This is a genomic window from Mycobacterium simiae (genome assembly GCF_010727605.1).
Taxonomy (GTDB): Bacteria; Actinomycetota; Actinomycetes; order Mycobacteriales; family Mycobacteriaceae; genus Mycobacterium; species Mycobacterium simiae.
In genome coordinates, this window is the sequence record NZ_AP022568.1 from 5,734,498 (window position 1) to 5,760,374 (window position 25,877).

Annotated in this window: 29 protein-coding genes, 1 tRNA gene and 1 pseudogene; 13 read left to right on the forward strand and 18 right to left on the reverse strand. The window is 64.9% G+C overall.

Annotation, left to right across the window (positions count from 1 at the left end; translation table 11 throughout):
* Window positions 1-176: 176 nt before the first annotated feature.
* The 12 genes from G6N33_RS26740 (at window position 177) to G6N33_RS26790 (ending at window position 7,760) form a co-directional block, all read left to right on the forward strand.
* Window positions 177-1,514 carry a hypothetical protein gene (locus G6N33_RS26740; protein WP_155945843.1) on the forward strand — a complete coding sequence of 446 codons (1,338 nt, stop codon included), beginning with the start codon at window positions 177-179 and terminating at the stop codon, window positions 1,512-1,514.
* Window positions 1,515-1,878: 364 nt separating this feature from the next.
* Window positions 1,879-3,108: a HEPN domain-containing protein gene (locus G6N33_RS26745; protein WP_044505655.1), complete on the forward strand. Its 1,230-nt coding sequence runs from the start codon at window positions 1,879-1,881 to the stop codon at window positions 3,106-3,108.
* A 517-nt stretch (window positions 3,109-3,625) separates the two neighbouring features.
* Entirely contained in the window at window positions 3,626-3,763 is a 138-nt protein-coding gene (locus G6N33_RS27660; RefSeq protein ID WP_231382383.1) for a helix-turn-helix domain-containing protein, read from the forward strand.
* Between the two features lie 39 nt (window positions 3,764-3,802).
* Entirely contained in the window at window positions 3,803-4,018 is a 216-nt protein-coding gene (locus G6N33_RS27665) for a helix-turn-helix domain-containing protein (protein WP_231382382.1), read from the forward strand.
* A complete protein-coding gene (locus G6N33_RS26755; protein WP_044511703.1) occupies window positions 4,015-4,227 on the forward strand; it encodes a helix-turn-helix domain-containing protein in 213 nt (70 codons plus the stop codon). The genes G6N33_RS27665 and G6N33_RS26755 overlap by 4 nt, the downstream gene beginning before the upstream one ends.
* Before the next feature lie 218 nt (window positions 4,228-4,445).
* Window positions 4,446-4,925, forward strand: a complete 480-nt coding sequence (locus G6N33_RS26760; RefSeq protein ID WP_044505654.1) for a helix-turn-helix transcriptional regulator — start codon at window positions 4,446-4,448, stop codon at window positions 4,923-4,925.
* 589 nt (window positions 4,926-5,514) lie between these two features.
* Window positions 5,515-5,853 carry a WXG100 family type VII secretion target gene (locus tag G6N33_RS26765; RefSeq protein WP_081661931.1) on the forward strand — a complete coding sequence of 113 codons (339 nt, stop codon included), beginning with the start codon at window positions 5,515-5,517 and terminating at the stop codon, window positions 5,851-5,853.
* A gap of 6 nt (window positions 5,854-5,859) precedes the next feature.
* Window positions 5,860-6,162, forward strand: a complete 303-nt coding sequence (locus G6N33_RS26770; protein WP_044505652.1) for a hypothetical protein — start codon at window positions 5,860-5,862, stop codon at window positions 6,160-6,162.
* Entirely contained in the window at window positions 6,159-6,740 is a 582-nt protein-coding gene (locus tag G6N33_RS26775; RefSeq protein ID WP_044505651.1) for a hypothetical protein, read from the forward strand. The genes G6N33_RS26770 and G6N33_RS26775 overlap by 4 nt, the downstream gene beginning before the upstream one ends.
* Window positions 6,741-6,766: 26 nt before the next feature.
* Entirely contained in the window at window positions 6,767-6,925 is a 159-nt protein-coding gene (locus G6N33_RS26780; RefSeq protein ID WP_155945842.1) for a hypothetical protein, read from the forward strand.
* Between the two features lie 8 nt (window positions 6,926-6,933).
* Window positions 6,934-7,413 (forward strand): hypothetical protein, encoded by a 480-nt coding sequence (locus G6N33_RS26785; RefSeq protein WP_044505650.1) that lies wholly within the window; start codon window positions 6,934-6,936, stop codon window positions 7,411-7,413.
* A gap of 128 nt (window positions 7,414-7,541) precedes the next feature.
* On the forward strand, window positions 7,542-7,760 hold the full coding sequence (locus G6N33_RS26790) for a hypothetical protein (RefSeq protein WP_044505649.1): 219 nt from the start codon (window positions 7,542-7,544) through the stop codon (window positions 7,758-7,760).
* Between the two features lie 163 nt (window positions 7,761-7,923).
* Here G6N33_RS26790 and G6N33_RS26795 read toward each other — a convergent pair whose 3' ends face one another.
* The 12 genes and pseudogenes from G6N33_RS26795 to G6N33_RS26850 form a co-directional block, all read right to left on the reverse strand.
* The gene (locus G6N33_RS26795) at window positions 7,924-8,868 is read right to left on the reverse strand and encodes an IS481 family transposase (RefSeq protein ID WP_163771743.1); all 945 of its coding nucleotides are present in this window, start codon (window positions 8,866-8,868) and stop codon (window positions 7,924-7,926) included.
* Window positions 8,869-9,020: 152 nt separating this feature from the next.
* Window positions 9,021-9,097 (reverse strand) — tRNA-Pro (locus tag G6N33_RS26800).
* Between the two features lie 60 nt (window positions 9,098-9,157).
* Window positions 9,158-9,943, reverse strand: a complete 786-nt coding sequence (locus G6N33_RS26805; protein ID WP_044505646.1) for an IclR family transcriptional regulator — start codon at window positions 9,941-9,943, stop codon at window positions 9,158-9,160.
* Window positions 9,943-10,770 (reverse strand): cyclase family protein, encoded by an 828-nt coding sequence (locus G6N33_RS26810; protein ID WP_044505645.1) that lies wholly within the window; start codon window positions 10,768-10,770, stop codon window positions 9,943-9,945. Before G6N33_RS26810 ends, G6N33_RS26805 begins: the two co-directional genes overlap by 1 nt.
* Before the next feature lie 19 nt (window positions 10,771-10,789).
* Window positions 10,790-11,584, reverse strand: a complete 795-nt coding sequence (locus G6N33_RS26815) for an SDR family NAD(P)-dependent oxidoreductase (protein ID WP_044505644.1) — start codon at window positions 11,582-11,584, stop codon at window positions 10,790-10,792.
* 300 nt (window positions 11,585-11,884) lie between these two features.
* Complete coding sequence (gene der, locus G6N33_RS26820; RefSeq protein ID WP_044505642.1) at window positions 11,885-13,285, reverse strand: ribosome biogenesis GTPase Der; 1,401 nt, start codon at window positions 13,283-13,285, stop codon at window positions 11,885-11,887.
* Window positions 13,282-13,968 carry a (d)CMP kinase gene (gene cmk, locus G6N33_RS26825; protein WP_044505641.1) on the reverse strand — a complete coding sequence of 229 codons (687 nt, stop codon included), beginning with the start codon at window positions 13,966-13,968 and terminating at the stop codon, window positions 13,282-13,284. The genes der and cmk overlap by 4 nt, the downstream gene beginning before the upstream one ends.
* Window positions 13,965-14,708 (reverse strand): pseudouridine synthase, encoded by a 744-nt coding sequence (locus G6N33_RS26830; protein ID WP_044505640.1) that lies wholly within the window; start codon window positions 14,706-14,708, stop codon window positions 13,965-13,967. The genes cmk and G6N33_RS26830 overlap by 4 nt, the downstream gene beginning before the upstream one ends.
* Window positions 14,708-15,337 (reverse strand): SMC-Scp complex subunit ScpB, encoded by a 630-nt coding sequence (gene scpB, locus G6N33_RS26835; protein WP_082811627.1) that lies wholly within the window; start codon window positions 15,335-15,337, stop codon window positions 14,708-14,710. The genes G6N33_RS26830 and scpB overlap by 1 nt, the downstream gene beginning before the upstream one ends.
* 215 nt (window positions 15,338-15,552) lie before the next feature.
* Window positions 15,553-15,624: pseudogene (locus G6N33_RS28065) on the reverse strand (hypothetical protein); the annotation flags it as partial.
* 18 nt (window positions 15,625-15,642) lie between these two features.
* The gene (locus G6N33_RS26845) at window positions 15,643-16,458 is read right to left on the reverse strand and encodes a segregation/condensation protein A (RefSeq protein ID WP_061555494.1); all 816 of its coding nucleotides are present in this window, start codon (window positions 16,456-16,458) and stop codon (window positions 15,643-15,645) included.
* Window positions 16,455-17,318, reverse strand: a complete 864-nt coding sequence (locus G6N33_RS26850) for a ParA family protein (RefSeq protein WP_044505636.1) — start codon at window positions 17,316-17,318, stop codon at window positions 16,455-16,457. The genes G6N33_RS26845 and G6N33_RS26850 overlap by 4 nt, the downstream gene beginning before the upstream one ends.
* 183 nt (window positions 17,319-17,501) lie before the next feature.
* Between G6N33_RS26850 and G6N33_RS26855 the strand changes: the two genes are divergently transcribed.
* Window positions 17,502-18,254, forward strand: coding sequence for an O-methyltransferase (locus tag G6N33_RS26855; protein ID WP_044511698.1), 753 nt, complete (start codon window positions 17,502-17,504; stop codon window positions 18,252-18,254).
* Between the two features lie 26 nt (window positions 18,255-18,280).
* On the opposite strand, the gene xerD is transcribed toward G6N33_RS26855, so the two are convergent.
* The 6 genes from xerD to recN all read right to left on the reverse strand — a co-directional run bounded on the left by xerD (window position 18,281) and on the right by recN (window position 25,863).
* A complete protein-coding gene (gene xerD / locus G6N33_RS26860) occupies window positions 18,281-19,225 on the reverse strand; it encodes a site-specific tyrosine recombinase XerD (protein ID WP_044505635.1) in 945 nt (314 codons plus the stop codon).
* Window positions 19,222-19,845: an NUDIX domain-containing protein gene (locus tag G6N33_RS26865; protein WP_044505634.1), complete on the reverse strand. Its 624-nt coding sequence runs from the start codon at window positions 19,843-19,845 to the stop codon at window positions 19,222-19,224. Before G6N33_RS26865 ends, xerD begins: the two co-directional genes overlap by 4 nt.
* Entirely contained in the window at window positions 19,838-21,589 is a 1,752-nt protein-coding gene (locus tag G6N33_RS26870) for a CTP synthase (RefSeq protein WP_044505633.1), read from the reverse strand. The genes G6N33_RS26865 and G6N33_RS26870 overlap by 8 nt, the downstream gene beginning before the upstream one ends.
* Before the next feature lie 157 nt (window positions 21,590-21,746).
* Window positions 21,747-22,691, reverse strand: coding sequence for a copper transporter (locus tag G6N33_RS26875; RefSeq protein WP_044505631.1), 945 nt, complete (start codon window positions 22,689-22,691; stop codon window positions 21,747-21,749).
* A 21-nt stretch (window positions 22,692-22,712) separates the two neighbouring features.
* On the reverse strand, window positions 22,713-23,894 hold the full coding sequence (gene steA, locus G6N33_RS26880) for a putative cytokinetic ring protein SteA (protein ID WP_044505628.1): 1,182 nt from the start codon (window positions 23,892-23,894) through the stop codon (window positions 22,713-22,715).
* A 181-nt stretch (window positions 23,895-24,075) separates the two neighbouring features.
* Window positions 24,076-25,863: a DNA repair protein RecN gene (gene recN / locus G6N33_RS26885; RefSeq protein ID WP_101528581.1), complete on the reverse strand. Its 1,788-nt coding sequence runs from the start codon at window positions 25,861-25,863 to the stop codon at window positions 24,076-24,078.
* Window positions 25,864-25,877 lie beyond the last annotated feature (14 nt).

The window sequence follows — 25,877 nt, forward strand, 5'->3', positions numbered from 1 at the left end:
ACACGTGCGTAGATCTTGTCGAGCAAAGATCACGTGGGTGCCGATTAAGTGTGACTGCGTCTATCCAGGCGCGACGGGCCTAAGCAACTTCGCGATACCAAGTATTGAGGCATTGGTATGTCCGATGCCGAGGTGCGGCGCTCCACTGTGCCTTAACGTGGCTGATGTGGAGATCGGTGACAGAACTTCGCCTTAGCCAGCGCCAATCGTTGACCGCCTCGTGGCTGCTACGCCTTGTCCGCGAAGCGGGATATGCCGTTCCTCAAACCAGCCTGTCGACGGCACCATTCATTATCGGTCCACCGGACGACTTCAATATCACGGTGGCACCGCAAGACTCCACTCCGTGGATCACTGCGGTCGCGAGTGACCAGACACGCCAAGAAGAGATCGACAAACTGGTTGAGCGTAGTGGCGAGTTGGCCTCCGGGGATTTGATATCCAACGATGATTTCGGCGGCGTCGTCTGGTACACCTGCACGCTCGCAGGCGAACAACCGAACCCGGCAGACCCGATGTTCTTCTCGCGCATGCAAGAGATGCTCAACACGCAAGTCCGGATCATGCAGTGGCTTCGTCTCGGCGAATATATATTGCTCCACTTCCGCGAAGAAATACCCCAAGGCGGGGTCCAGGCGAACAACTTGCTGTTTCCGCCGAGGCCCTTGGTCGACGTCTACGTCGCTGTTCCGGGGCCGATCGACGGACCTTTCACCCGCCCCATCGCCTACGGCTATATGGAGGTGGTAGCAGCGATCTGCACCTTCGCGCTCGGTCGCCCGGTCAACTTGCCACCCCACGTTGGGCCTGTCCAAGACGAGATACTCGCGGAACTAGAGACCCGTCGCGCTGATACGACCATTCTGACGTTGGCGCGGAAAGGCATTGGGCTCGACTTGCTATTCGGCCTGCTTGCGCTGGGCGACGAAGACAGCTGGCGGCGGCTCCGGGGTGCGCTGTTGAGCTACGACGCCGCCATCCGGCAGCAACGTGAGCAGGTCGCCCTGATTATCTACGTCGTCGCCGCCGAGTGTCTGACCAACCCATTTCAACCGTGGAAAACAGAACGCCTGACGACGAGATTCATCAAATTCTTTGACGGGTTAATGCCGGATCACCTCGATTCGATGGTCCAGCATGGCAACTTCGAGCAGGCTTTCGACATAGCGCGAGGATCCAAGTCGCCAAGACGGCTGCGGGGCATGCTACTTGACAGCTTGTACGGGTTTCGGTCGGAGCCTGTTCACGAAGGTCTTGCGATGGCGTACGAGGGTTTCGCATTTTCGGGCTTGGCCGGTCAGCGGCGGATGTTTGCATCGTGGTTCGCGGAATCGGCGATCCTCAGCTACCTTCAATCGCCCAGGACCAGCTTGATCGGCCATCCGGCCACCGCCTCCGACGCAGAGCCCGAACAACCTACGTCTAGCGAGCCCGAACAATCTAGGTCTACTCAGACAACGTGTACGGGGTTCGTCCAGAGTCTCTTCACGAAGGTCTCGCGCTGGCGTCCGTAGGTTTCAATCACCCCGGACCCGCTTGACCGAGGCCACCGCGATAGGCCGTCGAGTACCGTCACCAGCGTGGACACACCGACACCGACACCGACAGCCGACTTCAATAGACTCGACTCGGTTCCGTCGTGAGACAGTCAGACTCTCACCGAATCAAGGGGTGGTTCTACCTACCAGAATCTCCCGAGCAACGCGTCCCAGGCATATTGACCTGGCAGCCGAGGATGGCGCAACGCTCGAACTGATAGGCGGCCTCTCCCCAGGGCCCGAATTCCAACAGACTCCAACGGGCGGGACATACGCAACCGAGCTGATCGGAGATGTGCGCCCCGGGACGATCTACGGGGAATCCGATTCTGGTCAGGCAGTGAGCATTTGGGATGCGCAGCGCGGCGGCTACACCGCTGGACTCGTCGGCCAACTACACGAGGAATTCTGGCATTCGTCGTGGATATGCTTCGGAGCGCACATCCCTAGCTCGCAGGAGCCAGTCTTGACCCGGGCCACAGTCATTTTCGATGAGCTTTATTACCTCACCGACGATCAACGCCTCTGTCCGCCGCAGTGGGCAACGATCAAAATCGAAGGTGTCGAGGATGTAGAGAATCCAGGCGTGAGACAGGCAGACGGGACGCGCCTAATGCCCTATATCTTTCCTGTAATTGGCGGGTACCGAGCCGACTACGCACGCGGTACCACCGGGGACACCCACTATTCAATAGACACCACGGCCACTCACCCATGGGTTAGCCCGGCGACCGAAGCCATGCCCGACCTAAAGCTTCAGTTGATGACGTCCAATCTCCGCCGTGGCCGGGTTGTGACGTTAAGAGTCGGTGCTCACGCCTCAATTCGACTAGTAGACAACGCCTCCGGGTCAGCTGCCGATTTCGTTGAGCGGATAGCTGCCCTTGACGACCTCGTCCAATTGGCCACATTTGAGGACTGCGGCATCGAGCAGATCACCTTGGAGGCAGGCGACGACACAGATATCTCGCTGCTCATGCATGTCGGCAAAGTGGCTCGTCCCGATGACGTTCACAAGCCCGCTTCCGTGGTTTTCACCCTCGCCGACGTTCCATTGGAGGCATATCTCAATATGCGGCAGCGCCTGACCGACGGAAATCAAGCAAGTTACGCGTGGAGCGTAGCTGTGGGCCTGTGCGGCTACTCGTCACGAATCGTCCAGGAATACGTCAGTCAGGCCTTGGCTGCGGCCGAAGGCTTCCATTGCTGGTGTCTAAAGGGTGGAGACGGTGTGCACTTGAACACTCGACTCAAAGCACTGCACGACAGGCTCGCGCCGGAAGTACAGGATGCACTCGGACTCGACACCGAGCAGTGGGCCAGCTGGGCGGTATGGGCACGAAACCACGTTGCACACGGCGGAACCAAAAGTTGGCGTCCACTTCGCGATAGCCTGCAACTCCACATCATCGCGGAATCAGTTCACTTGGTTATCTGCCTGGCTGCGCTACAGGAACTCGGAGTGCCTGTGGCCAAGGTGCGTGAGGCTCTCCTCAACCATCCTCGCCTGAGCGCGATAGCTGACCGGTCCTCTCAAGTAAACGACCTGTCCGGCGAGCCCCAAGTCTAACGCGCCCTGACGCGCAGAGGAGCGTGTTCGGCAACAACCAACAAGTGTGTATTGCTGATGACCTGACCGTTCCGGCAACGGACCACGAAACCTGCCCCACGATCTGCAGGGCGACGATCTCCCTCACCTGTAAGCACTATGTTCAAGTGCAATTTTCCTGCAGCCCTGAATCTCTCGCGAATGGGGGCAGCCGAAGAGACCGCGAAGCTGCGCAGCATGCGTGGGCGGATCGGCGCATATGAATCCTGGGCCAGGACACCTGATCGTGCAGCGCGGACTTGGCCTGCCAGGAAAGCCGCTTTGGACCGGTTCGAGCGTGAGGTTGATCCCGACGGCCTGCTTAGGCCTCAGGAACGCGCCAAACGGGCTGAGTGGGCACGCAGGGCCTATATATGCAGCGGTTGGCGTTGAAGTCGGTGGCAGCGCGGCGGCGCAAGCACATCTGCCAATCGTCCGGTCAACCTAAAGATCCTGCAGCGACTCTGTGCTCCAAGTGTGCCAACGAGATTCGTGAACGGTGAGTACTCCTCCCCCTTGGCTGACGACCGCACAGGTGGCGGAGTACTGCGGTGTTGACCGGTCCGAGATGTACTACCAGCTACTGCAGAAGATGGAAATCCGCCGTATCGGAGTACCGGGCGGCGCTGCGCCGTGAGGTCGACTGATCCGCGTCGAACGTGGATCGGTACTTCAGATGTGTGGAGAACCGGCCGTTCCACCAGAAGCACTGCCGCGCTGGGTGACACTCAAGCAGGCCGCCGCGTACTACCAGGTCAGTCCTCATCTAGTCCGCCAGCTGATCGCGCAGGAGCAACTCGATGCCCGACGCATTGGCTCTGGCAGGACCATCCGCATCGACCGGGAGTCACTGAGGCAGTTAGGCCGCATCCGTCTGTGGAGGGCACCGTGACGCGGCGCTACATCACCATCGCCGAGACCGCCGCGTACCTGCAGGTCAGCCCAAATACGGTGCGGCGCTTGATCGCTGACGGCGAATTGACCGGCTACCGGATGGGAAGCTCCCGCCGCACGATCCGGGTGGACCTTAATGAGATCGACGACCAGCTGATGCGGCCCCTTAGCGCCCCGCCGCAATTCAGGAAGCGGCGATCGTCATGACCGGAAACCCCGGCTCAATCGAGGCAATGGCCCGCTGCGGCGCTTGCGGGCACTTCGCTAGTGTGCACCACGGCGGCGGTGGGGGCCGCCCCGGCGGATCATCCTGTGCGACAACAGATTGCGAGTGCGCAAAGTTTCTCGAACCCTCCGAGGCCCGAGTGCCATTAGGAATCGGCAACCTGACCACCGCTGAGGTCTCACAGCTCACTGGATTGTCGGTGCACACATTGAACTACTGGAGGCAGAGCGGTCAGGGGCCAAGGACGGTCAAGGCTGGCAACCGCACGCTATACCGCCGCGCAGACGTGGAACAGTGGCTAGCCGCCATCGATGGACGTGCTCTCCCGTCTCGCGAGGGTGCGGCGAGCTGGTTTACGAAGGCTGTCGAGGCAGCAGAGCGGATCGATCCCGTTCACACCGCACCGTGGAAGCTGGCCACCACCTACGCGCTGCTCGCCATCGCTGAGGCACTCTTGCCCCATCCCGGCGAAGCGACGCGCCCACCAATCCGGAGCCACGTCGTCGAGAAGGACCACGAGTTGCTCACCATGGCTGAAGTTGCAGCCATGACCAGGCTTTCCGTCGGCACACTGCGGTACTGGCGGCACATCGGCTCAGGTGGTCCGCCATCGGTCAAGCTCGGCCGGAGAGTCCTTTACCGCCGCGCTGACGTAGAGACCTGGCTGAAGGAAGCGTGAGTCAGTGAATAGTGAGGCTAGGCGGAGCACCGGCGACGATACAAACTCCCGTCGGGGTGCCGGTGAAACTTGGGGTTAGGTGTGGCCGCGTTCAGGGGACGCGGCCCCGGTCTGGCGACTGGCCGTCGGAGCGCGTCAGGGCAGTCGACCGTTCCTTATCGCGCTTGTGTTGGTGGGCTTTGATCGTCCTCGTCCCTGGTGAGGCTTGTGTCGTCATGCGGGTACGGCCGTCCTGGCGGGAGGAAATCCGCGTTCGGCTGGACTGCTTGCATGGAGTCGGGATAGCGCGGGTCAACGTAGGCGAGGTCGTGACCTCTGTGTTGTAGGGATCGGCCGAACAGGTAGATCCCAAGGCACACGATTGCAAACGCCGCGACAATGCCTGCGATGGCAAGGATCTGCATGGGACTGCCTCCGTGCATGAGTCGAGTTGTCTCACGGCTCCTGAGTTCCAGTTAATCGGACGGTTCTTCGATGTCAACTGAACGGGTCGGGCAGCAAGGCACCGGGGCTCTAATAGCAGTGAATTGCGCCTGGTTACAGCGCCTTGCTATGAAACAATGGTCAGGAATGCTCAGGGGTGGTGACAATGGCTGAGGGCAGGCTTCAAGTCAATCTGGACACGTTGGCGTCGTCGGCGGCCCACGTTGGCGGACAGGCTGAAGATCTGGCGACCGCCCATTTGTCTTCGGACAACCAGATTGTGTCCGCTCAGGCGGGCTGGGTGGGCAGCTCTGCGGCGGCTCTCAGCATGAAGACAGAGACCTGGTTGGAGACGTCGCGCAGGCTCGTGGGCCGGGTTGGCGGCCATGCGGTCGATCTGAACACCGACGGGGTCACCTTCGCCACCATGGAGCAGGAGAACGTCGGGAAGGTCCGCGCGGTGGTGCCGGGCGTTGACGGGATAGTTGGTTCGGCCGGGGTGTGATCCGCGATGTTGACCGTGGCCGATATTGATCGATGGAGCGCCGATGCGGTGCGCGCGGTCTTTCACGCGGCCAACGCCCGTGGACAATCCACTTTGGAGGCATCGCAGCAACTGAGTTCGTTGGCGGTGTTCGATAGCTGGGAAGGTGTGACAGCCGAAGCTCGGAAACACACCAACGCCTCAATCCGCCAAGACCTTGATGCTCATGGCAACGAATCCCTGGCGGTCGGCGCGGCGGCCGGAAAAGCTGCTGAAGACATCGAGCATGGCTGCGCACGCTGCGTCACGATGCAGCCGAAATGCACATGACGATCGATCCGCTGACCAACAAGGTCGTCCCGACGTCGACCGCTCTGCCCATGCAAGCCTTCATCGCCGAAGAACAACTACAGCCCCGCCTGGACGCGATTCTGATCGAAGCCAACGCAGTCGACCAGGAGCTGGCGACCGCGATCAACATGGCCGACGGCGACATCCCGATTTCACCCGGCCCCGGCGGCGTGCGTATACCGGGAGGGCAGCTGGATACCCCACCTGCGGGCCAGAACACCACGACCGGCCAGTGGCAGCTCGACACCTCGCGCTCCTACGACGATCCCTTCTCGCAACCTCAAGGGCCATACGTCCCGTGGCAGCCGACCACCATTCCAGAGAAACTTGCGACCGGCCCATCCACCGGCCTGCTCACAACAGATAAGACCGGACTTAGCAACACCGCCAACGGTTTTGACGTCCAGCAGGGTTACAAGCTCCGACTCACTGGCGGTCAGGCCACGGGGATCACCAAGATGGTCCAGGGCGCCGACGGGAAGTGGTATCAAGCCCGCTGGATCGAAAACACCTACGAAATGCAGACCACCAAGGTTCTGCAGGGCACCGGCAGCTAGGCGGTATCACCGGCTACCCGATGGCTATGCCGTGGAAACCGGTCTCGCTCGCGGAGATCATGAACACGTCCGCGATGTATCCCGGCAAGACCTTCTACCTGCCCGACGGCTGCGGTGGCTCGATTCCAATCGTGAATGGCACATTGCCGACACCAACTGTTCCCGTCATGACAGCTCCGCATTGAGCGCAGCCATGACCCACTCCGTCCGCCCGGCTCTGCGATTGGTCGCAATAGCCGCTTTCGCGATCACCATTGCCGTTTCGACCTGGCTGCTGCTCATGCCGCCCGGCGGCAGGGCAGCCGACTGCGCAACGGCGCGCGCCATGTGGACCTACTACGAGTCACAGCTCGGCTCAGCGCGGGCAGCGGCGCAGGAATCCGACGCCAACAACACCAAAACCGAAGCCGCCTACCAAAATATGATTAACGGATTGCAGTCCTACGCGGACCGCATCGCCACACCGGCTATACGGTCCGAGGCGGATACCATCGTGGCGATCAACAGGGACATGTTCGAGCAATGGAAGCGTTGGGTCGCACAGAGCCAGGCGGAATCAACCATCTCGGCGGGCTCAACGCCATCCGACAGACAATTCGGTGTCGAATTTGCAGAAAGCGCAAAAAGACTCGGTGACGCCCATGCGGAGCTAGACAGCAGCTGCAGGGCTTGATCGATAACTCCCCCAACCTCGCCTCTGCACCCACGGTTTCATCTTCGAATCCAGCACTGCAGCAGCAACATTCGGGAGTAACAACACGCCTCCTGACGTTTTAGCAGGTGGGGGAAGGAGCAGGTGCAATGACGAAGACCGTGGCTCGATTTCAGATCGAGGCATTGATCGTCGAACGGCGATTGGCAATGCAGGACCCTGAGATGCCTCTCTGGCCACCGATGGAACTAGTTTTTCAGCGACTGCCGCAGCTCGAAGCCGATCTGGCCCAGGCGCTGGCAGCGATTGAACTACTGCAAGAGCACCCGGAGTTAGCGCAGTTTGTGCCGCCTGGCGGATTCGAGTGAAGAACGAGGCTCTGCGTGCCGACTCAGACAGGGCCACCTAGGAGCTGTGCTGCAGGCACTTGCAACGCCTCGGCGAGGTCGAAAAGCCTCTCGTAGAGCAGACCCCGTCGGCCCAGTTCGACGTCAATCAGAACATTGCGCGTGTGCGACTGACGGTCATCGGTTACGGCCGGGTCTGGGTTTTCTGGCGTAGTCGTTCGTAGGGTGTTTGGCCGCCGAGGCCGCCGTGAGGGCGATGGTAGTTGTAGTAGTCCTCCCATTCCCTGAGTTTGTTGTTGAAGACTTTGGCGTCGTCGATGACGACGCCGTCGAGCAGGGCGTAGAACTCTTCGGCGTCGATGCGGTGGGAGCGCTCCACTTTGCCGTTGAGCCGTGGCGTGCGAGGTTTGATGTAGCGGTGGCCAATCCCTTTGTCGAGAACGTGGTAGTGGAAGGCGGATTGGAATTCGGCGCCGTTGTCGGTCTGGACGACCTGCACGGGGAAGGGCAGGCGCTCGAGTACGTAGTCAACGAATTGGATCGCGGTTTTCTGGTCGCAGCGTGGGTAGATACGCAATACCCGTAGCCGGGTGCAGTCGTCGATGGCAGTGAATTGGTAGTACTTGGTGCGTCGGCCGGTGGCGGGCCTGGCCGCGGTCTTCAGTGGCTCAACGAATTTGACGTCGATTTGGACCTGGTGGCCGGGGAGCTGCTTTTCGTAGCGTTGCCATCGTTTGTCGAGCCGTTTGTAGCGCTGCGAGGCCGGCAGGCGGTTGAGGTCCAGGCGCTTGAGGATGCGCCAGACGCCGGACTGGGATACCTCGACGTCGTGGTAGCGCTTGAGGTACATCGCGATCTTGCCCGGCCCGAAATGGTAGTGCTGGCGCAGGTAGAGGATCTTGCCGACGACGTCGACATGGGTGGCGTTGGGGCTATGGCGCGGTCGCCGGGACAGATCCCGCAACCCCTCGATGCCTAGCTCGCGGTAGCGCCGCAACCAGGTGTAGAAGGTCGGCCGACTAATCCCGTAGTAACGGCACGTCATCGCTACGTTGCCGGTCACTTCCTCGGCGTGCTGGATGATCGCCAGCCGGCGACGGCCTTCTCGGGGCAGCAGCGCTTCGCTCATGCAGGTCTCCTAATGATCGGAGACCCGGACTGTCAACGATGTCCGTCAGTTTTAGATGCCGTGTTGCTATCCGCGTTGCTATCCAGACCTATTTGAGCGCAATCGAGGCGGCTTCCAATCTGCCGAAAATCGCCTCTGAACAGGAATCATCCTGGTCGGGCTGACAGGATTTGAACCTGCGACCACTTGACCCCCAGTCAAGTGCGCTACCAAACTGCGCCACAGCCCGTGCGCCGATGGGTCCACCGGCAGCAGGTCGAAAGCCTACCGCAGCCAGACCGCGGAGCCGTCAGTGGCTCGCTGAGCTGCGTGTCTCTCGGAACCAGGCCTCGACGGTCGCGATCCACGTCCGCAACGCCGCGGCGAGCTTCGCTTCGCGACGGTAGAACCGCTGCGCGGGAACCGGCACGCTGACCGCCACTTTCTCCGCGCTCACGCCGGTCAGTACCGCGCCCACCGCGCAGATACCCTCGCTCTGCTCTTCGCGGTCGTAGGCAATGCCCTCGGCTGCGATGCGGTCCAGCTCCTTACGCAACGCCGCGGGCGTCGTGATGGTGTTGGCGGTGAGCTTGGCGAGCCGGCTAGGCAGGGCGTGGCCCCGCTCCGCGGGCGACAGGCTGGCCAGCAGCGCCTTGCCGTTGGCACAGCAGTGCAGCGGGAACGACTCGCCGATCGCGCTGATCGCTCGCAATCGGTGCGGCGAGACGACCTGGTCGACAAACGTCGCGCGATCCCCGTCCAGGACCGACAGGTCGACCGTCTCCTCCAGCTCCCGGCACAGCTCCTCCAGGAACGGGTGCACATCGACCACCACCCCTCGCCGGACGGTGCTGGCCATCCGGGCAATCTCCGGACCGAGCCGATAGCGACCCCGCACCGCGCGTGATGCCACCAGGCCTTCGTCGTCCAACGCGCTGAGGATGCGGCTGACCGTCGACCGCGCCATACCCAGCCGCTCCCCGATCTCGGCCTGGCTCAGCCCACTGGGATGCGCCTGCAACAGCCGCAGCATCTCGGCCGCGCGGGCGATGACCTGGATTCCGCCGCTGCGGGCGTCGTCCGCGACGACGCTCATCACGCCGCCCCCGTTTCGAGACGGTAACTACCGGTCGGATCGACGATTGCCACCAACCGCACGATGCCGCCGTCGCCGCCGACCCAGCGCCACGGGAATGCGGCGAAGGTGACGCGCTTACCGGTGACCTTGTCCAGCTCGCCGCCCACGTTCTCGAATCCGTAGATGCCCTTGGACAGGATCGCGCGGTGGCACGGCTCCCACTCCGGGAAGTCGTCGAGCACGTGGTGCCCGGTCTGCTCCTCGTATTCCTTGACCGCCCAGGGCAATAGACCACCGGTGCGTTCGGCTGGGCCGTGCGGGGCGATCGCGGTGGCCAGCGGGTGGTCGAGCGCCTGGGTGTCGGTGCCGACCGCCTTGACGCCCCTGGCCGCGAACCATTCGCCGGCCTCCTTGTAGAAGCCCGGCGCGTAGGCGTAGTACTCCGCGCTGTCGGCGTACTTGTGGTGCCAGCCGGTGTTGACGATGACGATGTCGCCGGGCCGGATCTGCGGCGTGGCGTTCTCCAGATCCTCGGCGGTGACGACCTCCCACTTCTGCTTGGGGATCGACACCACCACACCGGTGCCGAAGAATGCGCTGAGCGGAATCTCGTGCAGCAGCGGCGTGCCTTCGATCACGTGCCCGGGCGCATCGATGTGCGTGCCGGAATGCATTACGGTGGTGACCTTCTGGGTCAGAACGCGGCTTCTGGCCATGGTGTGCAGGCGTTCGATCTTGACGTCCTCGAAGTACGGCCAGGCCGGCACGCCGTGCCCCCACGGGTGCGAGAGGTCGTAGAACTCCAGCCTCGACTCGGCTTCGCCCAGCGGCCAGGTGACGGTCATGACGGGTCCCTCCGGTTCGTCAGCATGCGGTGTAGCCGCCGTCCAGGTACATCACCTGTCCGGTGAAGAAACTCGACGCATCGCTGAGTAGATAGATCAGCGCGCCGACGAAGTCTTCCGGCTCCGCGAAGCGGCGCAATGGGATTCGGGCAAACATCGCCTCACGGGCTTCGCGTCCCTTGCCGTCGTCGGCGTACATCCACTCGGTCAGCTGGGAGCGGAACACTGTGGGCGCCAAAGTATTCACCCGGATCCCGTGCCGCCCCCACTCGGCGGCCAGAGATTTGGCCAACAGATCGGTTGCCGCCTTCGACGGGCAGTACGCGCTGTAGCCGGCCGGATGCCCGAGGGTGCCCCGTACCGAGGACACCAGTACGACGCTGCCACCCTCGCGCTGGCGCAGCAGCACCCGACCGGCCGCCTGACAGATCAGCCAGGCGCCGCGCGCGTTCGCCTTCATCACGGCGTCGAAGTCCTCGACGGCCATCTCGGTGATCGGCGCGACGTGATTCATGCCCGAGGCGACCAGGACGCCGTCGAGCCTGCCGTGCTGCGCCACGGCGGCCTCCACAATGGCCTGGGCATCGGCCGGGGTCTCGGGACGGCGGGTCACCACCGCCACATCGCGACGACCCGTCTCGTCGACGAGGTCGGCCAGGCGATCGGTATTGCCGCCGGCCAGGGTCAGCCGCGCCCCTTCGTCGGCCAGCGCTCGGGTCGCCGCGCTGCCCAAGGCGCCGGTCGCGCCGGTGATCACGATCGACTTGTCCTGCACGCTGAACCGCGCCGAGCCCACGCGTCCTCCGATTCCCATGATGCGGGTGTATAACCCCGCTATACGAGAGAATCTACGGACAAGTCAGCGCGAATGTCAACGCGCCCTTCCACTATGTAGTAGATACTGCTCGTATCGCGGGAATTGCTGTTGAGCTGCGCCGTCTGCGTGCAATGTGGGCGTTCAGTCTGCGTAGCCGGCGGGAAAATCGCCCGATTGGCGCCCAGGAGGCAGACTCAACGCCGCGAACTCCCACTCAACGGCGAAAACGCTCACTCAACGGCGTCAACGCCGCGAAAGCACGCTCCACGCCGGAAACGCCGGAAACGCCGGAAACGCTTAGCGGCGCTTGGCGGATCGCTTCTCGCGGACCCGCACGTTGATCCGGATCGGGCTGCCCTCGAAACCGAACGCCTCGCGCAGCCGCCGTTCCAGAAAACGCCGGTAGCCGGCTTCCAGGAAGCCGGTGGTGAACAGCACGAAGGTCGGCGGTCGCGCGGTGGCCTGGGTGGCGAACAGAATGCGGGGCTGCTTACCTCCGCGCACCGGTGGTGGCGTGGCCGCGACGACCTCCTTGAGCCAGGAGTTCAGCGGACCGGTCGGGATCCGCGTGTCCCAGGAGGCGAGCGAGGTTTCCATCGCGGGCACCAACTTCTGCACCGCCCGGCCCGTCTTGGCGGAGATGTTGACCCGCGGTGCCCACTGCAGCTGCACCAGGTCGAGATCAATCTCGCGGTCGAGCAATTCGCGGCGGTCCTCGTCGACAAGATCCCACTTGTTGAAGGCCAGCACCAGGGCCCGTCCCGCCTCGATCACCATCGAGAGCACCCGCTGATCCTGCTCGGTCAGCGGCTGCGAGGCGTCGATCAGCACGATCACCACCTCGGCGGAGTCGATGGCCGAATGCGTGCGTACCGAGGCATAGAACTCGTGACCGCTGGCCTGCCCGACCTTGCGGCGCAAGCCCGCGGTGTCGACGAAACGCCAGACTTTGCCGCCCAATTCGATCAGCGAGTCCACCGGGTCGACCGTGGTGCCGGCCACGTCGTGCACCACCGAGCGTTGATCACCGGCCAGCTTGTTCAGCAGCGAGCTCTTGCCGACATTGGGCTTGCCGACCAGGGCAACCCGCCGTGGACCGCCGGGCGCCGGTGCCGCTTCGGAGACCTCGGGCAGCGACGCCAGCACCTCGTCGAGCAGGTCCGCCACACCGCGCCCATGCATCGCGCTGACCGCATGCGGTTCGCCGAGACCCAGCGACCACAACGCCGCCGCGTCCGACTCGACCTTCTCGCTGTCAACCTTGTTGGCCGCCAAGAAAACCGGCTTGCCCGACCGCAGCAGTATTCGGGCGGCGGCCTCGTCGGCGGCGGTAGCCCCAACCGTGGCGTCGACGACCAGAATGATCGCGTCGGCGGTTCGCATCGCCACCGACGCCTGCTCGGCCACCAACTGTTGCAGGCCCTTGGCGTCGGGCTCCCAGCCTCCGGTGTCTTGCACGACAAACCGCCGGCCCGTCCACAGCGCGTCGTAGGAAACTCGATCGCGGGTCACCCCCGGAACGTCCTGAACCACCGCTTCGCGGCGCCCCAAGACCCGGTTGACCAGCGTCGATTTGCCCACGTTCGGCCGGCCGACAATCGCCACCACCGGCGCCGGGCCGAGCTCTTCAAAGTCCTCGGAGTCAAAACCGACTGAGTCCCAGTCGCTTTCGTCGGACCAGGTGCCGTCCTGCGTCACCGCACTGCCTCGCTTCGTTGTCTGACCAACTCCAGCAGATGGTCGATGACCTCGGCCTCGGTCATGTCGCTGGTGTCTACGATCACCGCGTCGGTCGCCGGCCGCAGCGGCGATACCGCCCGGGTGGAATCCAGGTGATCGCGGCGGCGCACGTCGGCCAGCACGCCGACGTAATCGTCGGCGAGGCCCGCCGCCACGTTTTGGTCGTTGCGGCGCCGCGCGCGGGTTTCGGCCGACGCGGTCAAATAGATCTTCACCGGCGCGTCGGGCAAAACCACGGTTCCGATATCGCGACCCTCAACGACGACAGTGTCCGGGCCTTGCGCCATCTCCCGTTGCAGCGCGACCAGGCGGGTGCGCACGGCGGGAACCGCCGACACCGCCGACACCGCGCCGGTCACCCGATCGCCGCGGATCTCGGCCGAAACATCCTCTCCATCAAGGAAATAATTATCGCCGCCGGGATGGTGATCCACCGACATCTGCACCGTCTCCGCGACCCGGGCGACCGAGTCGGCATCAGCGGGGTCAACCCCGGCGCGTAAGACCGCCAACGTCACCGTCCGGTACATGCCCCCGGTATCGAGGTAGCGGGCTCGCAGCGCCTGCGCCAAACCTTTTGACACCGATGACTTTCCGGTCCCCGCGGGACCGTCGATCGCCACCGCGACACCGCTGCTCACAGTCCCACCGCTTTGTACAGCTGCCCCACTTCGTCCTGGCGTAATGCGCGAATGCTGCCGGGCCGCTGCTTGCCCAGCGATACCGAACCGATATCGGTACGGACCAGCGCCTCCACCGGGAAACCCACCGCCGCCAGCATGCGGCGCACAATGCGATTACGTCCTTCATGTAATGTCAAGCGCACCAACGTCTTTCCTGGTATCGCATCCACGACCGCGAAGTCGTCGACGCGCGCGGGACCATCCTCGAGGTCGATACCGGCCCGCAGCTTCTTGCCCACCCCCCGGGGCACTGTCCCAGTGACGGTGGCCAGATAGGTTTTCGGCACTTCGTGCGACGGATGCATCAGTCGGTGCGCTAGCTCGCCGTCGTTGGTCAGCAGGATCAGTCCCTCGGTGTCAGCATCTAGCCGGCCCACGTGGAAAAGCTTCTTGTTGCCCCGCACCTTGCGCTCGATCAGATCACCAATGCACGGCCGGCCGCGATCGTCGGACATCGTGGAATGCATCCCGCGCGGCTTGTTCAGCGCGAGATATACCTGTGAATCGTCGACGACGATACGGGCGCCGTCGACGCGGATCACCGAGGCGTCGGGGTCGACCCGCGTGCCCAGCTCGGTCACGACCCGCCCGTCCACCTCCACACGGCCGTCGAGGATCAACTTCTCGGCGGACCTGCGCGACGCGATTCCGGCCTGGGACAACACTTTTTGCAGCCGGATGCCTTGATCTTCGACCATCAATCCTGGTCCACATCGAAGGTCAGCGACTGCTCGGGCGTCGCACCGCCGGCGAGTTTGATGAAACGTGGCTCACTGTCCAGGGATTCGCTTAAGTCCTCGATCGTGTCCACGTCGGGCAGCAGCGGTGCGATGTCCGGCAGGTCGGCCAACGACGTCAATCCCAAACGCTCCAAAAACAACTCGGTGGTGGCGAAGGTGGCCGCACCGCTGTCCTCGTCGACGCCAGCCTCGGTGATGAGGCCCCGCGCCAGCAGGGTGCGCATGACGGCATCGACGTTGACACCACGCACCGCGCTGACCCGCGCGCGGGTCACCGGCTGGCGGTAGGCCACCACGGCCAACGTTTCCAGCGCGGCCCGGGTCAATTTCGAGCGCGCCCCGTCCAACAGGAGTTTCTCGACATACGGCGCGAATCGGGCGCGGGTGTACATCCGCCAACCCTCGCCGGTCTTGCGCAGGTCGATGCCGCTGTCGCGTTCGGCCAGTTGCTCCGACATCGCCTGCAGTTTGGCGGCGATCCGGTAGACGGGTTGCTGGGTGACCGCGGCCAGCGCCTCGTCGCTGACCGGCGTGTCGACCACCAACAGCAGCGCTTCCAACACAGATTCGAGTTCCTCGGGATCCATCGGCGCCGCTTCAGCGATGTCGGGGATCCCGATATCGAGATCGACGTCAGCTTCGTCTGGGTTCACGAAATCAACGTCGGTGGCTTCGTCTGCGGTGCTCAAGCGCCGCTCCTCCTCATCGCTGCGCTCTGCATCGTCGCCGGCGGTGTCCAAGCGCCGCTCCTCCTCATCGCTGCGCTCTGCATCGTCGCCGGCGGTGTCCAAGCGCCGCTCCTCCTCATCGCTGCGCTCTGCATCGTCGCCGGCGGTGTCCAAGCGCCGCTCCTCCTCATCGCTGCGCTCTGCATCGTCGCCGGCGGTGCTCATCATTCGTCCCGCACTTCTGCCAGGGCTTCGGTGGTCGGACGCTCGCCGGTCCACGCGATCTGGAGCACACCAAGCGGCTCCGACTGGTCGAATGCTACCGCCCGAGACCGATACAGTTCGAGCAGCGCCAGGAACCGTCCCACGACCTCCATCGGCTTCTCGCAGTCGGCCACCAGCTCGGAAAACGTCGCCCACTGCCCGCTGCCCCGTGCCTCGAGCATCGATAACAATTGCCGGGCTTGCTCAGGCACCGAAACCTGCAGCTCGTGCAGATGACCCGTGGACACCGTCGGCACCGGCCGCGGTGTGAAGGCGACCGCGGCGATCTGGGCGAATCGCTCGGCGTCGACACCGAGCATCACCTCCGGCAGCAGTTGGGTGAACCGCTCCTCGAGCGAGACCGCCCGCGGGTAACTGCGCAGGGCGGCGGCCTCCAACTCAGCGAACATCTCCGCGACGTGCTTGAACGCGCGGTATTGCAGTAACCGGGCAAATAGCAGGTCGCGCACCTCGAGCAGCGCCAAATCCTCTTCGTCGTCGACCTGTCCGGCCGGCAGCAACCGCGCCGCCTTGAGGTCCAACAGGGTCGCGGCCACCACCAGAAACGCGGTGGTCTCCTCCAGGTCCAGCTGCGCACCGATCTCACGCGTGTACGCGATGAAATCGTCAGTGACCTGATGCAGCGCCACCTCGGTCACGTCGAGTCGATGCGCGAAAATCAGCTGCAACAGCAGGTCGAACGGCCCCTCGAAGTTGGTCAGGCGGACTTGAAAGCCGTTCTGCTGTGGCGCCTCACCATTCGCCGTGTCGGTCACGCGCCGAATCGGTCGATGAACTCGCGGGCCAGGGCTCGATAGGCGATGGCGCCCGTCGACTTCGGCGCCCAGGTAGTGATCGGCTCACCGGCCACGCTGGTCTCCGGGAACCGCACGGTACGGGTGATCACGGTGTCGAATACCAGGTCACCGAACCGCTCCACCACCCGGCTCATGACCTCGCGGGCATTGACGGTGCGAGGGTCGTACCGGGTCAGCAGGATGCCGCTGATCTCGAGCTTGGGGTTGAGCCGGTCGCGCACCTTGTCGACGGTGTCGGTTAGCAGCGCCAGGCCGCGCAACGAGAAGAACTCGCATTCGGTCGGGATGACCACGCCATCCGCGCAGGCCAATCCGTTGACGGTGAGCAGGCCCAGGGACGGCTGGCAGTCGATCAAGACGTAGTCGTAGCGGTCCAATACCGGGTGCAACGCCCGGCCTAGGGTTTGCTCTCGGCCGACCTCGTTGACCAGTTGGATCTCGGCGGCCGACAGGTCGATGTTGCTGGGCACCAGATCCAGGTACTTGACCCGAGTGGACAGCAGCACGTCGTCGATCGACACCCGCGGCTCGACCAGGACGTTGTGAATGGTCTTTTCCAGGTCGTAGTGCGGAACACCGAGGCCCGCGGACAGCGCGCCCTGTGGGTCCATATCCACCAGCAGCACCCGGCGGCCGTACTCGGCGAGCGCAGCCCCCAGATTGATCGTCGACGTGGTCTTGCCGACACCGCCCTTCTGGTTGCACATCGCCACCACTTTTGCCGGGCCGTGTGCCGTGCGCGGCTCGGGCTCCGGGATCGCCCGGGGTGGGCGCCCAGTGAGACCGATCTCGACGCTGCCGTCAGGCTGGTCGGTCATGCCCGGGGTGTGGCGGAGGTGAACATCGCCGAAAGTCTAACGGCTTTGCGCCCGTAAACCGGGCGACCCGCAGACGACATAACCAGGGAATATGTGCAGAAGTCGCTGCTAAAGCTCGCGACAGCATTCATGGTTAACTTCAGTCACACCAGCACCATTCGGGCGGGTCTATCGTGGGTGGCTATGGACCTCAAACGACGGCTGCCCCTGCTGCGATGGTCGGTCTGGCGGATGGCCGTCGGGAACCGCAACATCACCACTACCGGTCAGATCGGCGACGGACGCGAAGCCGCGGCGGTCGACTACGTCCTTGGCAATGCTCGCGCCGGTGACGTTGACGATGTGCTCGCCACCATCGACAAGTTCGCCTATGAAAAGTCCTTGCTGATCAACGTCGGCGACGAGAAGGGCCTGCTGCTCGACGCCGCCGTGCAACGGGCCAACCCTGCCCTGGCGCTGGAGTTGGGCACCTACTGCGGATACGGCGCGCTGCGTATCACCCGAGCGGCCCCCACCGCGCGGGTGTACTCCGTCGAACTCGCCGAGGCCAACGCCGCCAATGCCCGTCGGATCTGGGCACACGCCGGCGTCGCCGACCGGGTGACATGCGTCGTCGGCACCATCGGCGACGGCGGGAGGACCCTGGACACGCTGGCCCAAGAGCACGGATTCAGCTCTGGCACACTCGATTTCGTCTTCCTTGATCACGACAAGGACGCCTACCTGAACGACCTAGAAAGCATCATGGACCGGGGCTGGCTGCACCCGGGTTCGGTCGTGGTGGCCGACAACGTCCGGGTGCCCGGTGCCCCGAAGTACCGCGAGTACATGCGCCGCGAGCAGGGCAAGCACTGGAATACCGTCGAGCACAAGACCCACCTGGAATACCAGTCCCTGGTGTCGGATCTGGTGCTGGAGTCGTCCTACCTGGGCTGAACGCGCGATCGACTTCGCACGACACGCTACTGGGCGCGCGGGTGGGCGCCGGCCCACACCTCGCGCAGCGCATGCACCGTCACCAGGGTGTAGATCTGCGTGGTCGTCACCGAAGCATGCCCGAGCAACTCCTGCACGACGCGCACGTCCGCGCCGCCCTCGAGCAGATGGGTGGCAAAGGAGTGCCGCAGCATGTGCGGCGACACCCCGGAGGTGATTCCGGCCCGCTCGGCCGCGTCCTGCAACACCTGCCACGCGCTCTGCCGGGACAACCGTCCGCCCCGGGCGTTGAGGAAAATGGCCGCCGTACCGCGGCCCCGGCGCGCCAGATCCGGCCGCCCGCGTACCAGGTAGGCATCCAGCGCCTGCACCGCCGGACGCCCGATCGGAACCAGCCGCTGCTTACCGCCCTTGCCGCGCAACAACACCGACCTGGCCTGGGTGTCGACGTCGTCGACATCGAGCCCAACGGCCTCGGAGATGCGCGCCCCCGTGGAGTACAGCAACTCCAGCAGCGCCCGGTTCCGCAGCGTCAGCGGACCATCCGACGGGCTGTCCCCGCCGGCGCCCTCCAGTAGCGCCAGCACCTCGTCAATGCTCAGGCTCTTGGGCAGCCGCCGGCCCGGCGTCGGCGGCCGCACGGAGCGCGCCACGTCGAGCTCGGCCAGGCCCTCGGCCGCGGCGAACCGATGCAGGCCGCGCACCGCGATCAACGCCCGCGCCGCCGACACCGCGGACAAACCCGCGGCCCCGGATTCCGGGTCGCCGCGGCGCAAGGCCACCAGAAACTCGCTGACGTCGTCTTCGCCGACCTTGGCCAGATCGTGAATCCCCCGGTCGGACAGGTGTTTTGAATACCGGCGCAAATCGCGCCGGTAGGAGCTGAGCGTGTTGGCCGCCACCCCTCGCTCGATCGTCAGATGGTCGAGGTAGCCCTGCAGTTGGGTTTCGAGGGTGAGCGCGGTCGTCATCGCGCGGCCTTACGGGCGGCGAATGCCGCAGGTTTGTCGGGCCACGGGTCGTCCACCGGGCGCGCCGCTGCCAAACCCGCCGAGACAGCGTGGGCGGCCAAAATACCAGCTGCGGCAATAGAATTCACGATCTCACCGCCCAGGACCAAGCGAGCTGCCTCGTCGAGGGGCACCCAGCGCATCGTCATATCGGCTTCCTCGTCGTGCGCCTCGGGCCGGCCGACCTCGGCGAGCCCGGTCGCCAGGTAGACCCGCACCGATTCGTCGCTGTAGCCGGGCGCGGTGCTGAGGTCGACGAGTACGTGCCAGGTGTCGGCCCGCAGGCCGACTTCCTCCTCGAGTTCGCGCGCCGCCGAAAGGTGCGGCGCCTCCCCCGCGATGTCCAGCAGTCCCGCGGGCAACTCCCACAGGCGCCGCCCGAACGTGTGCCGATACTGGTAGACCAATGCGACCTGCTGCTCGTCATTCATCGCCACGACGGCCACCGCACCATAGTGCTCGATGACTTCGCGTGCGGCGACGTTACCGCCGGGCATGCGCACCTGGTCCCGGCGCAGCGCGAAAATTGCTCCGGTGTAGAGCGTTTCGGATGATTCCGTCTCGAAAACGTGGTCAGCCACGGGTGGCGGGTTCGGGGATCGACCGCTCGGCACTGTCTCGATGCTGGTTGCCGTTGGACGAGTGCTCGGGGATTTCCACCGGAAGCAGCTCACCCTTCTTGTAGTCGATGGCCGCGCCGACGAAAGCCACGAACAGTGGGTGCGGCCGGGTGGGCCGGCTCTTCAGTTCGGGGTGCGCCTGGGTACCGACGACGAACGGGTGGACCTCCGACGGATATTCGACGAACTCCACCAGGTGACCATCCGGGGAGGTCCCGGAGAACCGCAAGCCGCTTTCCGCGATGCGGTCCCGGTAGGCGTTGTTCACCTCGTAGCGATGCCGGTGCCGCTCGGACACCTGCGTGGTTCCATAAGCCTGCGCCACAATCGAATCCGGCTCGAGCACCGCAGGATAGGCGCCCAATCGCATGGTGCCGCCGAGGTCCGCCTCGCCGGCCACGATCTGTTCCTGATCGGCCATCGTGGAGATCACGGGATCCGGCGTGCCCGGCTCGAACTCCGCGGAGTTGGCCTGGGTGATACCAACCGACCGGGCGGCTTCGATCACGATGCATTGCAGCCCCAGGCACAGGCCGAGCACCGGCAACCCGCGCGCCCGAGCATGCCGGATGGCGCCGATCTTGCCCTCGATGCCCCGGATGCCGAATCCGCCGGGGATCAGCACGCCGTGCACATCGCTCAGCGCCGAGACCGCTCCGGCGGTGCTCTCGCAGTCGTCGGAGGGCACCCACACCATTTCGACCCGGGCATGGTGTTTGAACCCGCCGGCGCGCAACGCCTCGGTCACCGAAAGGTAGGCGTCGGACAAGTCAACGTATTTGCCCACCAGGGCAATTCGCACGGTTTCGTGCGGCTCGTGCACACGGCGCAGCAGGTCGTCCCATTCGGTCCAGTCGACGTCGCGAAACGGCAGGTTGAGGCGGCGCACCACGTATGCGTCCAGTTCCTCGCGGTGCAGCACCTTGGGGATGTCGTAGATCGACTTCGCATCGGGAGTCGAGATAACCCCGTCGATGTCGACGTCGCACATCAGCGCGATCTTGTTCTTCAGCGCTTCGGGCACGTCGCGGTCGCAGCGCAGGATCAGCGCATCGGGCGTAATACCGATACTGCGCAGTGCCGCCACGGAGTGCTGGGTCGGCTTGGTCTTGAGTTCGCCGGACGGGGCCAGGTACGGCACCAGCGACACGTGCAGGAAAAAGACGTTCTCCCGGCCCAGATCGTGACGCACCTGGCGGGCCGCCTCCAGGAAGGGCTGCGATTCGATGTCGCCGACCGTTCCGCCGATCTCGGTGATGACGACGTCCGGGCGGTGACCGTCCGGGTCGGGCTGGGCCATCGCCAAGATCCGGCTCTTGATCTCGTCGGTGATGTGCGGGATGACCTGAACGGTGTCGCCGAGGTATTCGCCGCGCCGCTCCTTGGCGATCACGGTCGAATACACTTGGCCGGTAGTGACATTCGCCGAACCCGACAAGTCGCGGTCCAGAAACCGTTCGTAGTGGCCCACGTCGAGGTCGGTCTCGGCACCGTCCTCGGTGACGAAAACCTCACCATGCTGGAAGGGATTCATGGTGCCCGGATCCACATTCAGATACGGATCGAGCTTCTGCATCGTCACGTGCAACCCGCGGGCGGTCAACAGCTGACCGAGGCTACTGGCGGTCAGTCCCTTGCCGAGGGAGGAAGCGACCCCACCGCTGACGAAGAGGTGCTTGGTGGCGGTTTGCGGGTGCTTGCGCACAGGCGGCCTCCGTGAAGACGGGCAGGGCGTCGAGTTGTGTTGCTATTAACGAATTGGGCCTGCCGACCCACGGAAACCCACCCTAACACCCACAACACCGCGCCGCGGTGAACACGCCCGGTGGCCGCAGGGGTTACTCGGGAGTTACTGCGAACCGCTATTGCGCCACGGTGAGCGAGGAGGCGCCATGTCCGGTGCCGTACTGCCCGACATGCCCGCCATTGAGCAGGTCATGCAGGCCGAGCACGGCCGTAATGCGCCCGGGCGCCACGTCGACGTCGTCGACGGTGCTGATCGCGGAATTGATCCCGGCATCGGCGCGGGCGACCGCGACGGCCGCGCCGCCGGTCGCCGATCCGTCGCGCCCCGCCAGCAGCGTGCCCGAGCCGTGTGGCGCCAGCGCCGCCGAGAAGCGCGCCACGCTGGCGCCCTGGTTGCCGGCGTCCTGAGGCAGCGACCCGCCGGTGACGATCAGGGCGGCGTTCGCCGCTGCCATGTGATCGCTGGGCTGATAGGTGACGAACCCGGTGTCGCGCAATGCGGCCAGCACGGTGTCGCGCTGCACGTCGTCGACCGGGGGAACCGCGGGGTTGGCGTTGATCAGCAGCGAGATGCCCAACAGGTCACCGGCCTGCGACCCTTGGTCGACGAGCTTGGTGCTCAGCTGCTGGCCCGCCGGGAGCACCGACGAGTTCACCACGGTGCGCAGCTTCTCCGCGGAGTTGGCGTCGACGAACTCCTGCGTCAACGACACGGTGCCCGTCACGGTGGCACCGGCCTGGCCGATCATCTTCGACACCGCCGCCACGTCGTCGTCCTTGGCGTCCGGGGTCCGGAAGACGACGACCGATTTGCCGGCCAACGCGTCGTGCACAATCCGCCCAACCATCTGGTTATCGAAATTGTTTGCGGCGCTGAGCTTTTCGTTCAGCACGTTCTTCTCGTCGTTGAGCCCATTGATCTGCGAGTAGAGGTCCCGCTTTTCAGCACGCAGGCTGGAAAGCAGGGTGTCGGACAGGAAACCGGATCCCAGCACCACGCCGATGGCCAGCGCGAGGAAGACTGCGGCCAGCGAGAAGGCATGTTGACGTAACGAGATCATGAGCGCATCTCCCCGCGATGACTAGGTGATCAGGTGCTGGATCCAAAGCGAGAAGTGGTTCCAGTAGTCGGTGATCCAATGCAGCACCAGACCGTCGGTGCGTGACACCCATAGCGCGACGATGACCGCGATGAGCATGGTCAGCGCCAGCAGCGCGATAGCGCCCCCCGAGATGTGGTTGCGGTACAGGGTGGCGACGGCTTTGGCGTCGACCACCTTCTCCCCGACGCGCAGCCGGGTCAGGAACGTCGAGGGGTTGCTCTGGGTGCGCGTCCGGTCGAAGAACGTCTCGATGTTGGCGGTGTGGCCGGCTGTCACGAGCAGCGCCGCGCCGTGGTGGTCGGCCAGCAGCAGGGCCAGATCGACCGCCGATCCGGCCGCCGGGAACGTCATCGCCCCGACCCCGAGGTCTTGGATGCGTTCCAAGCCCGGGGCGTGGCCGTCGGCGTCGGCCGGCAACACCACGTGCGCGCCGCACTTGAGGGCTTCGGTGCTGATCTGCTCCGGGTCGCCGACGATGAGCTGCGGACGGTAGCCCGCCTTGCGCAGCACGTCCGCGCCGCTGCCCACGCCGATGAGCACCGGCTGGTACTCCTTGATGAACGGCTTGAGTGAACGCAGATCGTCGGCGGCGCTGTCCTCGTCGGCGACGATCACCACATGCCGGCGGCGCAGGTCGAGGTCGATGTCCGGAATCCCGATACCGTCGATCAGTAGCGGGCTCTCGCTCTTGATGAACTCAATCGTGTTACCCGCGAACGCCTCCAGGTGTGCGGCCAGGCCGCTCTTGGCTTCGCGCATCAAATCGGCGATGTCGTGGTCGGTGCGCTCAGTGCCGCGGCTCAGCCGACGGTCACCGGCGTAGATCCCGCCCTCGTAGAGGCGAATCTTGGAGCCGTCCTTGACCTTCTTGAAGATGTCGGGTCCGGTCTCGTCGATCAGCACCACACCGTTGTTGACCAACACCTCCGGCCCCATGTTCGGGTAGCGGCCCGACACCGATGGCGAGGCGTTGACGACGGCGGCGATGTCGGCTTCCACCAGCGCTTCCGCCGTGATGCGATCCAGATCCAAGACGTCGAGCACCACGATGTCACCGGGGCAGACCCGGCGCAGCAAGCGGTCGATGTTCCGGTCTACCCGCGCGGTGCCGGTGAGGCCCGGCCGGGAAGCGTTCCGAGTAAGCAGCCCTGACATCTTCATGGGGGCGATTCTGGCCGTCATGGCCGGCCGAGGCGGGGAGGCGCGCCGTAACATCCGCCCCATAAGTTATCTAGAGTCACATCAGTAACAGGCGAGTTCCGATCCCGTCTCAAACGTCGACGTGTCGGGCCGCGGCCGCCCGCTCCGCCACAACCACTCGACGCTCGGTTGGCGCCCGAACTTAGATCTCGTCCTTCTGGGCCGCGTCGAGCAGCTCCCGCGCGTGAGCGCGACCGCTGTCGGATTCGCCCAGGCCGGCCAGCATCCGCGCCAGCTCGGCGACTCGCTCGTCGTCCTTCACCCGGCGCACCACACTGGTCCCGCGCGGGCCGGCGGCATGCACCACCAGATGCACGTCGGCGTACGCCGCGACCTGGGGCAGATGCGTGACCACGATGACCTGATGGGTGCGCGCCAGCCGCGCCAGCCGCCGTCCGATCTGCACCGCGGCCCGGCCCCCCACGCCGGCGTCGACCTCGTCGAACACCATCGTGGTGCCATGTGAAATCTTGCGCGAGGAGGCCAGCACCACTTCCAGCGCCAGCATCACCCGAGAGAGCTCACCACCGGAGGCGCTCTTCGCCAGCGGCAGCACGGTCATGCCGCGGTGGGCGGCGAAGCCGAACTCGATTTCGTCGATGCCATCGCTGCCGGCCCGGACCAGCGTCGGCCCGCCTTGCCCCCCAGAGTTTCCGAGGGACACCGAGAGGCCGACCGAGTCGTCTTGGGCCTCCCTGTCCGAGGCGATATCGGGACGCACCTCGATGGTGAACTCCGCATCGGCCATCGCCAACCCGGACAGCTCCGCGGTCACCTCCTTGGCCAGCCGTTTGGCGGCCTTGCGCCGGCACTTGCTGAGATCGATTGCGGCTTCGGCCAATTCACCGGCGAGCTCGTCGACCCGGCGCTCCAGCGCGGCCAGGCCTTCCTCGGACACGTCGAGCTGCGCCAGCCGGTCACGGGATTCGGCCGCCCAGCGCAGCACACCGTCGATATCGGCGGCGTACTTGCGGGTCAGCGTGCGCAGCTCAGCCTGCCGGGCCAGCTTGGACTCCAGCGCGCTCGCGTCGACGGGCAACTCGTCCAGGTAGCCGCCGAGTTCCTGGGCGGCGTCGACGACGATGGTCAAGGCCTGCCCGATCTGTTCGGCCAGCGCCTGCAGCGTGGTGTCGTCAGTGGATTGCAGTGCTGCCCTTGCCCTTCCGAGGCTGTCGGCGGCGGTGCCGCCCGACACGTCGTCGCTGGAGAGCCCCGCCCGGGCGGCGGCCGCCGCCTCGCGGAGGGTGTCCAGCTCGGAAAGGCGCACGATATCGGCGATGAGGGCCTCGTCTTCGCCGGGTTGTGGGTCAACCGCGTCGATCTCGTTGAGCGCAAACGTAAGTCGGTCGGCTTCGAGCGCCAATTCGCGCATCCGACCGCGACGGTCCAACAGGTCGCGCCGGGCCGACAGCCAGGCGTCGCGCAGCTTGCGGTAGCGCTCCAGTGCCGGACCCGCCTGCGCGAAGCGGTCCAGCGCGCCGCGTTGCTCCTCGGGCCGCATCAGCCGCAGCTGGTCGTTCTGCCCATGCAGGGTGAGAAGTTCGGCGGTGAAGTCGCCCAACGACTTAGCGGGCACGCTACGTCCGCCCAGGTACGCCCGCGACGGACCGTCCCGGCTGACCGAGCGCAGCGCGATCACGCTGCCATCCTCATCGCGCTCCCCACCCGAGGCCGCCAACAGCTCGTCCAGCTGGGCGACCGCTGCGTCGTCGAGATCGGCTGTGGTGAAACGACCTTCGACGACCGCGCGGTCGGCGCCGGACCGCACCCGGTTGGGATCGGCACGAGCGCCGCCGAGCAGGTGCAAACCGGTTACCACCATGGTCTTGCCGGTGCCGGTCTCGCCGGTCAGCACGGTCAGGCCGCGGTCGAACTCGCCGACCGCAGCGTCGATCGCACCCAGCGACTCGATTCGGATTTCGGTCAGCATCGCGTCAGCCCCGC